The 12,058-nt window shown below is 69.4% G+C and carries 12 protein-coding genes; 7 read left to right on the top strand and 5 right to left on the bottom strand.

All coding sequences use genetic code 11. From position 1 onward, the window contains the following. Positions 1-8 precede the first annotated feature (8 nt). Positions 9-752 carry an SDR family NAD(P)-dependent oxidoreductase gene (locus Q7A36_RS15860; protein ID WP_305104695.1) on the bottom strand — a complete coding sequence of 248 codons (744 nt, stop codon included), beginning with the start codon at positions 750-752 and terminating at the stop codon, positions 9-11. A 93-nt stretch (positions 753-845) separates the two neighbouring features. Further along, positions 846-1,481, bottom strand: a complete 636-nt coding sequence (locus Q7A36_RS15855) for an isochorismatase family protein (RefSeq protein WP_305104694.1) — start codon at positions 1,479-1,481, stop codon at positions 846-848. Positions 1,482-1,592: 111 nt separating this feature from the next. Between Q7A36_RS15855 and Q7A36_RS15850 the strand changes: the two genes are divergently transcribed. Continuing rightward, positions 1,593-2,402: a S49 family peptidase gene (locus Q7A36_RS15850; RefSeq protein WP_305104693.1), complete on the top strand. Its 810-nt coding sequence runs from the start codon at positions 1,593-1,595 to the stop codon at positions 2,400-2,402. 246 nt (positions 2,403-2,648) lie between these two features. Here Q7A36_RS15850 and Q7A36_RS15845 read toward each other — a convergent pair whose 3' ends face one another. Next, the gene (locus Q7A36_RS15845) at positions 2,649-2,981 is read right to left on the bottom strand and encodes a hypothetical protein (protein WP_305104692.1); all 333 of its coding nucleotides are present in this window, start codon (positions 2,979-2,981) and stop codon (positions 2,649-2,651) included. 154 nt (positions 2,982-3,135) lie between these two features. On the opposite strand from Q7A36_RS15845, the gene Q7A36_RS15840 reads away from it, so the two are divergent. Further along, entirely contained in the window at positions 3,136-3,618 is a 483-nt protein-coding gene (locus tag Q7A36_RS15840; RefSeq protein WP_305104691.1) for a MarR family winged helix-turn-helix transcriptional regulator, read from the top strand. 256 nt (positions 3,619-3,874) lie between these two features. Here the strand turns inward: Q7A36_RS15840 and Q7A36_RS15835 are convergent, their stop codons facing one another. Continuing rightward, positions 3,875-4,636 carry a hypothetical protein gene (locus Q7A36_RS15835; protein ID WP_305104690.1) on the bottom strand — a complete coding sequence of 254 codons (762 nt, stop codon included), beginning with the start codon at positions 4,634-4,636 and terminating at the stop codon, positions 3,875-3,877. Positions 4,637-4,950: 314 nt separating this feature from the next. After that, a complete protein-coding gene (locus Q7A36_RS15830) occupies positions 4,951-5,355 on the bottom strand; it encodes a ketosteroid isomerase-related protein (protein ID WP_305104689.1) in 405 nt (134 codons plus the stop codon). Positions 5,356-5,440: 85 nt separating this feature from the next. On the opposite strand from Q7A36_RS15830, the gene Q7A36_RS15825 reads away from it, so the two are divergent. From Q7A36_RS15825 to ppdK, 5 genes are all read left to right on the top strand, one after another. Further along, entirely contained in the window at positions 5,441-6,343 is a 903-nt protein-coding gene (locus Q7A36_RS15825; protein ID WP_305104688.1) for a glycine--tRNA ligase subunit alpha, read from the top strand. Positions 6,344-6,349: 6 nt separating this feature from the next. Continuing rightward, complete coding sequence (locus tag Q7A36_RS15820) at positions 6,350-6,643, top strand: type II toxin-antitoxin system VapB family antitoxin (protein ID WP_305104687.1); 294 nt, start codon at positions 6,350-6,352, stop codon at positions 6,641-6,643. After that, positions 6,640-7,029 carry a type II toxin-antitoxin system VapC family toxin gene (locus Q7A36_RS15815; RefSeq protein ID WP_305104686.1) on the top strand — a complete coding sequence of 130 codons (390 nt, stop codon included), beginning with the start codon at positions 6,640-6,642 and terminating at the stop codon, positions 7,027-7,029. The genes Q7A36_RS15820 and Q7A36_RS15815 overlap by 4 nt, the downstream gene beginning before the upstream one ends. A gap of 3 nt (positions 7,030-7,032) precedes the next feature. Next, on the top strand, positions 7,033-9,186 hold the full coding sequence (gene glyS, locus Q7A36_RS15810; protein ID WP_305104685.1) for a glycine--tRNA ligase subunit beta: 2,154 nt from the start codon (positions 7,033-7,035) through the stop codon (positions 9,184-9,186). An 83-nt stretch (positions 9,187-9,269) separates the two neighbouring features. Then, on the top strand, positions 9,270-11,939 hold the full coding sequence (gene ppdK / locus Q7A36_RS15805) for a pyruvate, phosphate dikinase (RefSeq protein ID WP_305104684.1): 2,670 nt from the start codon (positions 9,270-9,272) through the stop codon (positions 11,937-11,939). Positions 11,940-12,058 lie beyond the last annotated feature (119 nt).

The following is a 12,058-nucleotide window of genomic DNA, read 5'->3' as shown; positions in this document are numbered from 1 at the left end:
GGGCGGCGCTACAGCATCTGCCCGCCATCGACGATGATGGTCTGCCCCGTCACCCAGCGCGCGGCCGGGGAGGCGAGGAACATCACCACCTCGGCCACCTCCTCCGGCGTGCCGAGCCGGCCGAAGGGGATGCCGGCGAGGATGGCGTTGTAGAGCTTGGGGTCGCTGCTCTTGCGCGCCTCCCAGGACCCGCCGGGGAATTCGATGCTGCCCGGCGCCACGGCATTCGCCCGGATGCCTTTCGGCGCATACATCGCCGCCTGGCTCTGGGTGTAGTTGATCAGCAGCGCCTTGACCGCGGCATAGGCCGGCGTGCGCGTGCTCGGCCGGTAGCCGGAGATGGAGGAGACGTTGACGATGCAGCCCTTCGCCGCCTCGAGGAAGGGCAGGGCGGCATGCGTCGCCCGCACCGTCGCCATCACGTCCACCGAGAGCCCCTGCGCCCAGTGCTCCTCCGTGTCCTGGCTGCCGAAGCCGGAGGCGTTGTTGACCAGCACGTCGATGCCGCCCAGCGCCTTGCCGGCCGCGGCGACATAGGCGGTGACGGCCTCCCGGTCGCCGAGGTCGCAGCCGGCGGCATGCGCGGTCACGCCGAGGGCCGCGATCTCCGCCCGCGTCGCCTCCAGCGGCCCCGGGCTGCGGGCGCAGATCGAGACCGCGGCGCCGGCCTTGGCGAAGCCGAGCGCCGTGGAGCGCCCGATGCCTCGGCTGCCGCCGCAGACCACGACCCGCTTGCCCTTGAAGTCCTGCATCCGACGATCCCCTCCAACTGACATCCATCATCCGGGGCGCTGCCCCGGGCCCCGCGAAGGGGGCGAAGCCCCCCTTCGAGACCCCCCGTTCGGTCAGGCGTCGCGCCGCTCCCGCCACGCCGTCATCAGCGCCGCGCCCGTCATCAGGTCGGCGTATTTCTGGCCCATGTCGAAGAGGTTCGCCTCATGCGGGCCGAGGGCGCGGTCGCCGACGCAATTCGTCAGGCAGACCGTGCGGAAATTGTGCTGCAGCGAATCCACCACCGTCGCCCGCACGCAGCCCGAAGTGGTGCAGCCCGCGACCGCGACCGTGTCCACCCGGCGCATCGCCAGCCACCCCGCCAGCTCCGTGCCGAAGAAGGCCGAGGCATTGCGCTTCCTCAGCACCAGCTCGCCCGGCCGCGGCGCCAGCTCCGGCACGATCTGCGAGAGGGGGCTCGTCTCGGTCAGCGTCAGCAGGCTCGGCACCTTGCGGGTGAAGCCGCCGGCATCCGCGCCGTCATCGGCATAGACCACGCGGGTATGGACGACCGGCCAGCCCTCGGCGCGGGCGAAGGCCAGCAGCGGCACCGTCCGGGCGATGGCATCGCGGATGTTGCCGCCGCCGAAATGCGCCGGGTCGGTGAAGCCCACCACGAAATCCACGATGACGAGGGCCGGCGCGACGCCGAGGCCGCTCGCCCGGCCGAAGCCCTGCGCCTGGTAGAGGCCGGTCTCGCTCTGGCGCATGCGGCATGGCTCCCCGGCTGCCCCGGGGCGAGTCTCGCCGCACCGCGGCGGCTTGTGAAGGGCGGGGTCGCGCCTTGATGCGGCGGCGAAGCGGGACAAGCTCTGCGGGGCATGAACCTTCCCTCCCTCCTCGATCGCCGCCCGCGGGTCGCCCTGGTCCGCCTGCAGGGCACCATCACCCCGCGCCCCGGCTTCGGCCCCGGCATCTCGCTGGCCAGCACCGGCCCGGTGCTGGACCGCGCCTTCGCCCTCCGGCGGCTCTCGGCCGTCTTCCTCCTCATCAACTCGCCCGGCGGCTCCGCCGTGCAGTCCAACCTGGTCGCCGCCCGCATCCGCCGCCTGTCGGAGGAGAAGAAGGTCCCGGTCATCGCCTGCGTCGAGGATGCCGCGGCCTCGGGCGGCTACTGGATCGCCTGCGCGGCGGACGAGATCGTGGCCGACCCGGCCTCCATCCTCGGCTCCATCGGCGTCATCGCCCAGGGCTTCGGCTTCCAGGGGGCGCTGGAGCGGCTGGGCGTGGAGCGGCGGCTGCGCACGGCGGGGACGGAGAAGAGCTTCTGGGACCCCTTCCGGCCCGAGAGCCCGGAGGATGCCGCGCGGCTCGAGACCCTGCTCGAGGACATGCATGCCGAGTTCCGCGCCTGGGTCCTGGCCCGCCGCGGCGACCGGCTGCGGGCGCCGGCCGAGCAGCTCTTCACCGGGCGGTTCTGGCCGGGGCGGAAGGCGGTGGAACTGGGGCTGGCGGATCGCCTGGGCGATGCGGTGGGCGAGGCGAAGCGGCGCTTCGGCGAGAAGGTGCGGCTGATCCCGGTGGGCGGCCCGCGGCCCTCCCTGCTGCGCCGGCTGCTGCCGGGCCTTTCGGCCGAGGCGCTGGTCGCCGCGGCGGAGGACCGCGCCGCCTGGGCCCGCCTCGGCCTGTAGCAGAAAGCCCGTAGCGCGGAGCGAAGGCGCCTGGAGCGCCTTCGGCACCGTCGAAGGCGACCATTGCCGAAAGCCATGCTGCCGCGGGCGGGACAAGGACGAAGCCGCGCGGAGCGCGGTGCGCCCCCGGCGCATCCTTGACGCGCCCGCGGCAGCATGGCCGGTGCCCGGGGCACGCCCCCCTGCAACGAGGAAAGCCCGACCTTGCGGGCCGGGCTTCCAGGAACGCGCAGGGTTGCGAAGGGCTCAGCTGCCCTGGCGGGCGCCCTGGCCGGCCAGCAGCCGGCTGCCCGCCAGCGCCGGGCGATAGACGAGCTGCCTGTTCTCGCCGCCGCCGATGACGGTGCCGACCAGGCCGCTCGGCGCCTGGGTGGTGATGCCGGCATAGGACAGGCGCTGGTTCTCGCCGCCGCCGAGGATGGTGGCCAGGCCGCCGCCGGCGAGGTTCCGGCTGGGCGCATCGTAGACCACCGAGGCATCGGCACCGCCGCCGACCAGCCGGGGCGCGGCATCCTGCGCCTGCGCGGCGCCGATGGTGCCGAGGGCGATCGCGGAGGCGATGAGGGCGTTGCGGATCATGGGAACTCTCCTGAGCGGGGGCCGCCAAGCCCGGCGGCCTCGTTGGGGAGATATCTAACGGGCGATTCGATCGCGCACGATAGATCGGATTGCATGGCTGTCCTGCGGAAAGATCCTGTACGCTTCAATCGCGCGCGATATAAGGAACCTCCTGATGATCCGCCCCGCGGAGTCCAGCATGACCGACCAGGCCCCGGAGGCAGCCGCCCTCGACCTCGACCAGTTCCTCTGCTTCGCCATCCACTCGGCGGCGCAGGCGGTCGGGCGCGCCAACAAGCCGATGCTGGACGCCCTGGGCCTGACCTATCCGCAATTCCTGGTCATGCTGGTGCTCTGGGCGGAGGACGACCAGACGGTCGGCCGCATCGGCGACCGCCTCTTCCTCGAATCCAATACCCTGACCCCGCTGCTGAAGCGGCTGGAGGCGGCGGGCTACGTTACCCGCCAGCGCTGCCCGGAGGATGAGCGGCAGGTGCGCATCTGCCTGACCGAGAGGGGCCGCGCCTTGCGGGCGGAGGCGGCCCGCCACAAGCCGGGATGGCTGGCCCGGGCCTTCGAGGACCCAGCGGCGGCGAAGGACCTGCGGGAGAGGATCACCGCCCTGCGGGACCGGCTGACGGTGCCGGAGGAGCGGTAGTAGTCAGACCCAGACAGATGGTGCAGCCCCCAGCAGAGCAAGGCCCGGCCCTGGGCAGCCCTTGATCGCGGCGGTATGCACCCAAAAGGTATGTACCTTCTGATTGGTTCTGAGCACTAACCGCTCCGGGCGGTTTCGCTAATGGCTGAGTTGGTGGACAAACCGCAGCAGGAGACGTCGGGCGATATCGGGGGCAGGCCAGCGAAGCGGTGGTCATTTAAGTAAACGTTTGCCACCGTGCAGGACATGCACTGCTTCATGGTAGTCGCATAGGTGGCATATTCACCGTAACGCTCGTGCCTGAGGATGACTGCGTCGCGCTTCGTGCATCGCCCGGAGCCAGTTGCTCAGAAGCGGATTGCATACTGGCCCGCTTCGCTTCCCTGCGTTGATTGGCCTCTGCCGGAAACTTAACCGCAAGATTTTGTGCATCTTCAGCAAAATCAGTGAGTATGAAAGCCAACTCTTCAAAGCTAAGTTTGCAGACGACACACTCTAGTCCATCGTTCACAAGCCAGACTGGGGCCAGTGGAACAGGAATTTTTTGATTTGTGGCGGCAAGAATGTCTTGGTCGAAATGCTTTATTCTGTTTGCAAGTATGCATAGTCGGTCGAGGGGTGAGCGATCATGCTTTTTGTATAACGGATTTGCGCCCACAATACTTGCTACCCTAGCCAAAGCTGCGGCTGAGATGTTCAGCTTTATGAGGCAGGACTCAAAATTCGATAAAGCATTTGTATGTGCTTCAAGCCGATCGTGCTTAGGAAGTGCCGAGATATACGCTTTCAATTCTATGCAGGCATTCCTGTAATCGTCTGTTGCCTCTCTCAAGCGAAGTATAAAGATCGAAGCGGCAACTCTGAGTGCTTCAGTGTAGACAATTCCAGCAAAAAGTTCATTTAGAACTATGGCTCCACGGTACGCTGGAAGTGCCGCAACTTCGGGTGGGCTGCATGCTGTTAGTTCTGAGAGTTTAGGGGAGATATAATTGTCGAGTACGTGCGCTCCCCACATCATATTTTTTGCTTCCTACTGCTGACTATGAAATCTTACTTCATGGTAGCAGTGACAAGACTGAGTGTCTAGACGCTGAGCACTTATGGCAGTAGCCAGACGATGGCGCCCTAGTGGTCAGACCTATACAAACGGCGCAACCGCCAGCAGAGCAAGGCCAGGACATGAGCAGCCCCTGATTGCAGCGGTATGCACCCAAAAGGTATGTACCTTCTGATTGGTTCTGAGCACTAGGCGAGCCCTCCGGGCTCGGCGCCGCAGGGAGAGCCCGGCTGGGGCAGGCCGCCGCCGCGGCCAGCGACGATCCGCCCCGGCGGTCAGCCGCCGACCTGCCGGATCCAGTCCTGCAGGTTGTAGTAGGTGGTCACGCGCCGGATCCTGCCCTCCGCGACCTCGAGGAAGGCGCCGGCGGGGAGGCTGTAGCGCTGGCCCCTGGCCTCCGGCAGGCCGGGATCGGTCGCCAGGTACTCCCCCTCCACCACGAATTCCGCCGCCGCCCGGGTGCCGGTCGCGTCCACCATCACCACGACGTCGCGCAGCCTCTCCCGGTAGGCGTGGTCCATCTTGCCGAGGAAGGCCCGGAAGGCCTCCTTGCCGACCTCCCGCGGGCCCTGGTTGACGTCATGGGCCACGTCCTCGGCCAGCAGGGCCAGCATCGCTTCCCGGTCGCCGGCATTGAAGGCCTCGTAATAGGCCCGGATCAGGCGCTCGGTCCCGGTCATCCCTGGCATCCCATCCCTCCCTTGCGACCTTCGGACAGGCCGCCCCCACTATGTTCGCTGCCGCGGGCATGGCAAAAGCCCGCCCATGCAGACCGCCAGCACCGCCCCGGCCGCAGCCAATGCGGCCAGCCGGACCAAGCCGCCGAGCTTCCAGGAATTGATCCTCCGGCTGCACGCCTATTGGTCGGCGCAGGGCTGCCTGATCCTGCAGCCCTACGACATGGAGGTCGGCGCCGGCACCTTCCACCCGGCGACGACCCTGCGCGCCCTGGGGCCGAAGCCCTGGAAGGCCGCCTATGTCCAGCCGAGCCGCCGCCCGGCCGATGGCCGCTACGGCGAGAACCCGAATCGCCTGCAGCACTACTACCAGTACCAGGTGATCCTGAAGCCGAGCCCGGCCGACCCGCAAAGCATGCTGATCGGCAGCTACAAGGCCATCGGCCTCGACCCCACGGTGCACGACATCCGCTTCGTCGAGGACGACTGGGAGAGCCCGACGCTCGGCGCCTGGGGCCTGGGCTGGGAGGTGTGGTGCGACGGGATGGAGGTGACGCAGTTCACCTATTTCCAGCAGGTCGGCGGCATCCCCTGCGAGGTGCCGAGCTGCGAACTCACCTACGGTCTCGAGCGCCTGGCGATGTACATCCAGGGCGTCGAGAACGTCTACGACCTCGACTTCAACGGCCAGGGCGTCTCCTATGGCGAGGTCTTCCACCGCGCCGAGGTGGAGTACAGCCACCACAATTTCGAGTTCGCCGACACGGAGAAGCTGTTCCGCCACTTCCGCGACGCGGAGGAGGAGTGCGAGGCGCTGCTGAAGCACGGCCTCGCCCTGCCGGCCTACGACCAGTGCATCAAGGCGAGCCACCGCTTCAACCTGCTCGACGCCCGCGGGGCGATCAGCGTGACCGAGCGCGCGGCCTATATCGGCCGGGTCCGGGCACTGGCGAAGGGGTGCTGCGAGGCGTGGCTGAAGGGGGCGGGGTAGGGCAGGATGGACGACGGACCCACCGCCCGCGGGGATGCCATGGGCCAGCTCATCATCGAGGATCCGGAGGTGATCGCCGACGCGCAGGCGCTGGCGGACCTGCTGGGCAGCACGATGACCGACGTGATCAGGCGGGCCCTCCGGGTGAGGCTGGCGCATGAGCGCGTGCAGCGCGATCCCGAGAAGCGCGCGAAATACGAGGCGCTCATGGCTATCGCCGAGCGGGCGTCGAAGCATTTCCCGCCTGGCACGACCAGCGATCATTCCGATCTCTATGACGAGAATGGCCTGCCGGTATGATCGTCGACACCTCGGCCGTGATGGCGATCGTCCGGAAGGAGCCCGAAGCCAAGGACTTCAATGCGTTGCTGTCCGAACGGCAGGGTGCGGTCATCTCGGCGGCGACCCTGGTGGAACTGACGATGGTGGCCGAGGGTCGGGGCGACGAATTCGCCTGGGCGGAGGTCGAGGCGCTGCTCGCGCAAGCTGGCATCGAGGTGGTCGCCTTCACGCCCGACCAGGCGCGGATTGCGCAGGACGGCTGGCGCCGCTTCGGCAAGGGCCGCCATCCTGCTGCCCTGAACCTGGGCGACTGCTTCGCCTACGCCCTGGCGAAGCAGCGCGGCGAGCCCCTGCTGTTCAAGGGCGACGATTTCTCGAAGACCGACGTAAAGGCCGCGATCTAGCCCATGCCGGAATTGCTCATCGAACTCTTCTCCGAGGAGATCCCGGCGCGGATGCAGGCGCGGGCCGCGGAGGACTTTTGTGGGTTGCTGCAGAAGGCCCTCGCCCCGTTGATGGCCGCGGCGCCGCGGCCGCTCTACGGCCCGCGCCGCATCGCCGCCGTTGGCGAGATGGCCGCCCGCGCCGAGACCGCGGGCAAGGAGGAGCGCGGGCCGCGCATCGGCGCGCCGGACGCCGCCATCGAGGGGTTCCTCCGCAAGCACGGCGCGACGCGCGAGCAACTGACCCAGGAAGGCCAGTTCTGGGTGCTGCAGAAGCCGGGCCAGGTGATCGAGGCCGCGGCCCTGATCGCCGAGCGGCTGCCGGCTCTGCTGCGCGGCTTCCCCTGGCCGAAGAGCATGCGCTGGGGCACCAGCGACTTCGCCTGGGTGCGGCCGCTGCAGCGCATCCTCTGCGTCCTCGACGGCCGGCCGGTGCCCTTCGCGCTCGCGCAGGGCGAGGACGCGGTCCACGGCCTCGCCGCCGCCGACCTGACCGAGGGGCACCGCGTGCTGGCCGGCACCGAGCCCTTCGCCGTCCGCTCCCTCGCCGACTACGAGCGCGGGTTGCGCGAGCGCTTCGTCGTCGCCGATGCCGCGGAGCGCGAGCGGATCATCGAGGCGGGCATCGACCGCCTCGCGGCCGGGGAGGGGCTGGAGGTCGTCCCCGACCGCGGCCTGCTGGCCGAGGTCGCGGGGCTGGTGGAGTGGCCGGTGCCGCTGCTCGGCCGCATCGACGACGCCTTCATGGACCTGCCGCCCGAGGTCATGCGCACGACCATGCGCGTGAACCAGCGCTACTTCGCGCTGCGCCACGCGGACGGGCGGGCGGCGCCGCGCTTCGCCATCGTCTCGAACATCGTCCCGCAGGATGGCGGCGCCGCCATCGTCGCGGGCAATGAGCGCGTGCTGCGCGCGCGGCTGTCGGATGCGCGGTTCTTCTGGGACCTCGACCGCAGGCAGCGGCTGGAGGAGTTCCTGCCGAAACTCGACAGCGTGGTCTTCCACGCCAGGCTCGGGACCCAGGGGCAGCGCGTGTCGCGGCTCGAGACGCTGGCCGCCGTCATCGCCCCGCTGGTCGGCGCCGACCGGGCGCTGGCGACGCGCGCGGCGCGGCTGGCCAAGGCCGACCTCGCCAGCGGCATGGTGGGCGAGTTCCCCGAATTGCAGGGCGTGATGGGCCGCTACTACGCCCTGCATGGCGGCGAGGACCCGCGCGTCGCCGAGGCGATCGGCGCGCACTACCGGCCGCTCGGCCCGGGCGATGCGGTGCCGTCGGAGCCCGTGGCGGTCGCGGTGGCGCTGGCCGACAAGCTCGACCAGCTCGCCGGTTTCTTCGCGGTGGACGAGCGGCCGACCGGCTCGGGCGACCCCTATGCGCTGCGCCGTGCCGCGCTCGGCGTCATCCGCATCATCCGCGAGAACGGGCTGCGCCTCGGCCTCGCGGACGTGATCGCCGAGGCCTTCTTCGGCTATCCGCAGGCGACCGGCACCACGGCCCAGCCGGAATTCGGCATGGCGGTGGCGACGGAGACGATGAAGGCGGGCTGGCAGCCGCCGCGGGAGGGCCGCCACCCGCCGATGGTTGCCGCCTTCGCCGCCGGGCTGCTCGACTTCCTCGCCGAGCGCCTGCGCGTCCAGCTCCGCGCCGAGGGCCAGCGCCACGATATCGTCGCCGCCGTCTTCGGCGCGGCGCCGGACGACGACCTGGTCCGCCTGCTCGCCCGCTCCGACGCGCTGGCGCGCATGCTGGCCACGCCCGACGGCGCCAACCTGCTCGCCGCCTACAAGCGCGCCGCCAATATCCTGCGGATCGAGAACCGCAAGGATGGCCCGCATGCGGGCCCGGTCGATCCCGCCCTCCTCGCCGCCGGGCCGGAGCGGGACCTCCACGAGGCCGTCACCCGCGTCGCGGCGGCCGTACAGGCGGCGCTGGCCGCCGAGGACTTCCTCGGCGCCATGGAACGCCTCGCGACACTTCGCGCCCCGGTGGATGCCTTCTTCGACAAGGTCGTGGTAAACGATGCGGACCCGCAACTCCGCCGGAACCGGTTGCGTTTGCTGGCGTCTCTCTGCGCCGCCATGGATGCGGTGGCGGATGTCTCGAAAATCGAAGGTTGAAAATCGCCCGGCATGGTAACGCGCCGTTCATCGCTCTCTGCGCCGAACTGCGTACCATCCGGACCGCAAGGGGAACATCGCCGATGAGCAAGTGGGTCTACAGCTTCGGCGCCGGCCACAACGACGGCAAGGCGGAGATGCGCAACCTGCTGGGCGGCAAGGGCGCCAACCTGGCCGAGATGGCCAGCATCGGCCTCCCCGTCCCGCCCGGCTTCACCATCACCACCGAGGTCTGCACCTACTACTACGATCACGGCAAGTCCTACCCGCCCGAGCTCAAGGACCAGGTCGGCACCGCGCTCCGCCGGATCGAGGAGGCGGTCGGCACCAGGTTCGGCGATACCCACAAGCCGTTGCTGGTCTCGGTCCGCTCCGGTGCCCGGGTCTCCATGCCCGGCATGATGGACACCGTCCTCAACCTCGGCCTGAACGACCAGACGGTGGACGGCCTCGCCACCGCTTCCGGCGACCCGCGCTTCGCCTGGGACAGCTATCGCCGCTTCATCCAGATGTTCGGCAGCGTCGTGCTCGGCATCGACCACCACCGCTTCGAGGAGATCATCGAGCACGTGAAGCTCGAGCGCGGGGCGGTCGAGGACACGCAGCTCACCGCGCAGGACTGGCAGCGCGTGGTGGACGGCTACAAGGAGATGGTGGCCGAGGTCACCGGCAAGCCCTTCCCGCAGGACCCGCAGGACCAGCTCTGGGCGGCGATCGGCGCGGTCTTCGGCTCCTGGATGAACCCGCGCGCCAATACCTATCGCCGCCTGCACGACATCCCGGCCGACTGGGGCACGGCGGTGAACGTCCAGGCCATGGTCTTCGGCAACATGGGCGAGGACTGCGCGACCGGCGTCTGCTTCACCCGCGATCCCTCGACCGGCGAGAACATCTTCTACGGCGAGTACCTGATCAACGCGCAGGGCGAGGACGTGGTCGCCGGCATCCGCACGCCGCAGCCGATGTCGGAGGCCCGCGCCAAGCCGGGCGAGCGCAGCATGGAAGCGGCCATGCCGGGCGCCTACAAGGAACTCGTCGAGGTCCGTGCGACGCTCGAGAAGCACTACACGGACATGCAGGACATCGAGTTCACGGTGCAGCAGAACAAGCTGTACATGCTGCAGACCCGCAACGGCAAGCGCACCGCGGCCGCCAGCCTCAAGATCGCCGTCGACATGGCGCGGGAGGGGCTGATCGACGAGTCGGAGGCGATCAAGCGCGTCAACCCCGCGGCGCTCGACCAGCTCCTGCACCCGACGCTCGACCCGAAGGCGCCGCGGAAGCTCCTCTCGAAGGGCCTGCCGGCGTCGCCGGGCGCGGCCAGCGGCATCGTGGTCTTCTCGGCCGATGAGGCCGAGGCGCGCGCCGCCAAGGGCGAGAGCGTCATCCTGGTCCGCATCGAGACCAGCCCCGAGGACATCCACGGCATGCATGCCGCGAAGGGGATCCTGACGACGCGCGGCGGCATGACCAGCCATGCCGCCGTTGTCGCCCGCGGCATGGGCCGGCCCTGCGTCGCCGGCGCCGGCGGCGTCACGGTGGACTACGGCGCGCAGGCGCTCTCGGCCGGCGGGCAGATCGTCCGCGCCGGCGAGACCATCACCCTCGACGGCGCGACCGGCGAGATCTTCATCGGCTCCGTCGCCATGGTGGAGCCGCAGCTCTCCGGCGACTTCGCCACCCTGATGGAATGGGCCGACAAGGTCCGCCGCCTCAAGGTGCGCACCAATGCCGAGACGCCGCTCGATGCCGATACCGCCCGCAAGTTCGGCGCGGAGGGCATCGGCCTCTGCCGCACCGAGCACATGTTCTTCGACCCCGAGCGCATCGGCGCGGTGCGGCAGATGATCATGAGCGAGACGGAGGGCGGCCGGCGCGAGGCGCTGTCCCGCCTGCTGCCCTTCCAGCGGCAGGACTTCGTCGAGCTGTTCCGTATCATGGCGGGGCTGCCCGTCACCATCCGCCTGCTCGACCCGCCGCTGCATGAATTCCTGCCGCATTCGGACGCCGAGATCGCCGAGGTGGCGGAATCGCTCGGCGCCGATGTCGTCGCCATGCAGCGCCGCGCGCAGGAGCTGTCCGAGGCCAACCCGATGCTCGGCCATCGCGGCTGCCGCCTCGGCATCTCCTTCCCCGAGATCTACGAGATGCAGGCGCGCGCGATCTTCGAGGCGGCGGTCGCCATCGCCAAGGAGACGGGCAAGGCGCCGGTGCCGGAGATCATGATCCCGCTGGTCGCGACCCGCCGCGAGCTCGAGATCACCAAGGCGCAGGTGGACAAGGTGGCGCAGGAGGTCTTCGGCGAGACCGGCCACCGCGTCGAATACCTCGTCGGCACGATGATCGAGCTGCCGCGGGCGGCGCTGGTCGCCGACCGGATCGCCGAGGTCGGCGACTTCTTCAGCTTCGGCACCAACGACCTGACGCAGACCACCTTCGGCCTGTCGCGCGACGACGCCGGCAAGTTCCTGCCGCTCTATGTCGAGAAGGGCATCCTGCCGAAGGACCCCTTCGTCTCCATCGACCCGGATGGCGTCGGGGCGCTCGTGAAGATCGCCAAGGAGAAGGGCCGGTCGGTGAAGCCCGACCTCAAGCTCGGCATCTGCGGCGAGCATGGCGGCGATCCCTTCTCCATCGCCTTCTGCGAGGAAGCCGGCCTCGACTACGTCTCCTGCTCGCCCTACCGCGTGCCGGTGGCGCGGCTGGCGGCGGCGCAGGCGGCGCTGCACGGCGGCGGCGACCGCACGGCCTGAGGCCTGCCGATGACCGAAGGGCCGGATGGCCCGGAGGTCTGAATCGGCTCGCCCAACATACAAGGCCTGCCGATGACCGAAGGGCCGGAGGGGTCCCCACGAAGCGACGCTTCGTGGGG

Origin of the sequence: Paracraurococcus lichenis (genome assembly GCF_030657435.1) — a bacterium.
Classification (GTDB): domain Bacteria; phylum Pseudomonadota; class Alphaproteobacteria; order Acetobacterales; family Acetobacteraceae; genus Paracraurococcus; species Paracraurococcus lichenis.
Note: the sequence above shows the minus strand (reverse complement) of the source record. Positions and strands in the feature narration are given on the sequence as shown.

Bases quoted from the DNA above. Each gene is read 5' to 3' on its own strand.
- Q7A36_RS15820 (WP_305104687.1), top strand. From the start codon at position 6,350: ATGGACGACGGACCCACCGCCCGCGGGGATGCCATGGGCCAGCTCATC.
- ppdK (WP_305104684.1), top strand. From the start codon at position 9,270: ATGAGCAAGTGGGTCTACAGCTTCGGCGCCGGCCACAACGACGGCAAG.
- Q7A36_RS15845 (WP_305104692.1), bottom strand. From the start codon at position 2,981: ATGATCCGCAACGCCCTCATCGCCTCCGCGATCGCCCTCGGCACCATC.
- Q7A36_RS15825 (WP_305104688.1), top strand. From the start codon at position 5,441: ATGCAGACCGCCAGCACCGCCCCGGCCGCAGCCAATGCGGCCAGCCGG.
- Q7A36_RS15850 (WP_305104693.1), top strand. From the start codon at position 1,593: ATGAACCTTCCCTCCCTCCTCGATCGCCGCCCGCGGGTCGCCCTGGTC.
- glyS (WP_305104685.1), top strand. From the start codon at position 7,033: ATGCCGGAATTGCTCATCGAACTCTTCTCCGAGGAGATCCCGGCGCGG.
- Q7A36_RS15855 (WP_305104694.1), bottom strand. From the start codon at position 1,481: ATGCGCCAGAGCGAGACCGGCCTCTACCAGGCGCAGGGCTTCGGCCGG.
- Q7A36_RS15840 (WP_305104691.1), top strand. From the start codon at position 3,136: ATGATCCGCCCCGCGGAGTCCAGCATGACCGACCAGGCCCCGGAGGCA.
- Q7A36_RS15830 (WP_305104689.1), bottom strand. From the start codon at position 5,355: ATGACCGGGACCGAGCGCCTGATCCGGGCCTATTACGAGGCCTTCAAT.
- Q7A36_RS15815 (WP_305104686.1), top strand. From the start codon at position 6,640: ATGATCGTCGACACCTCGGCCGTGATGGCGATCGTCCGGAAGGAGCCC.
- Q7A36_RS15860 (WP_305104695.1), bottom strand. From the start codon at position 752: ATGCAGGACTTCAAGGGCAAGCGGGTCGTGGTCTGCGGCGGCAGCCGA.
- Q7A36_RS15835 (WP_305104690.1), bottom strand. From the start codon at position 4,636: ATGATGTGGGGAGCGCACGTACTCGACAATTATATCTCCCCTAAACTC.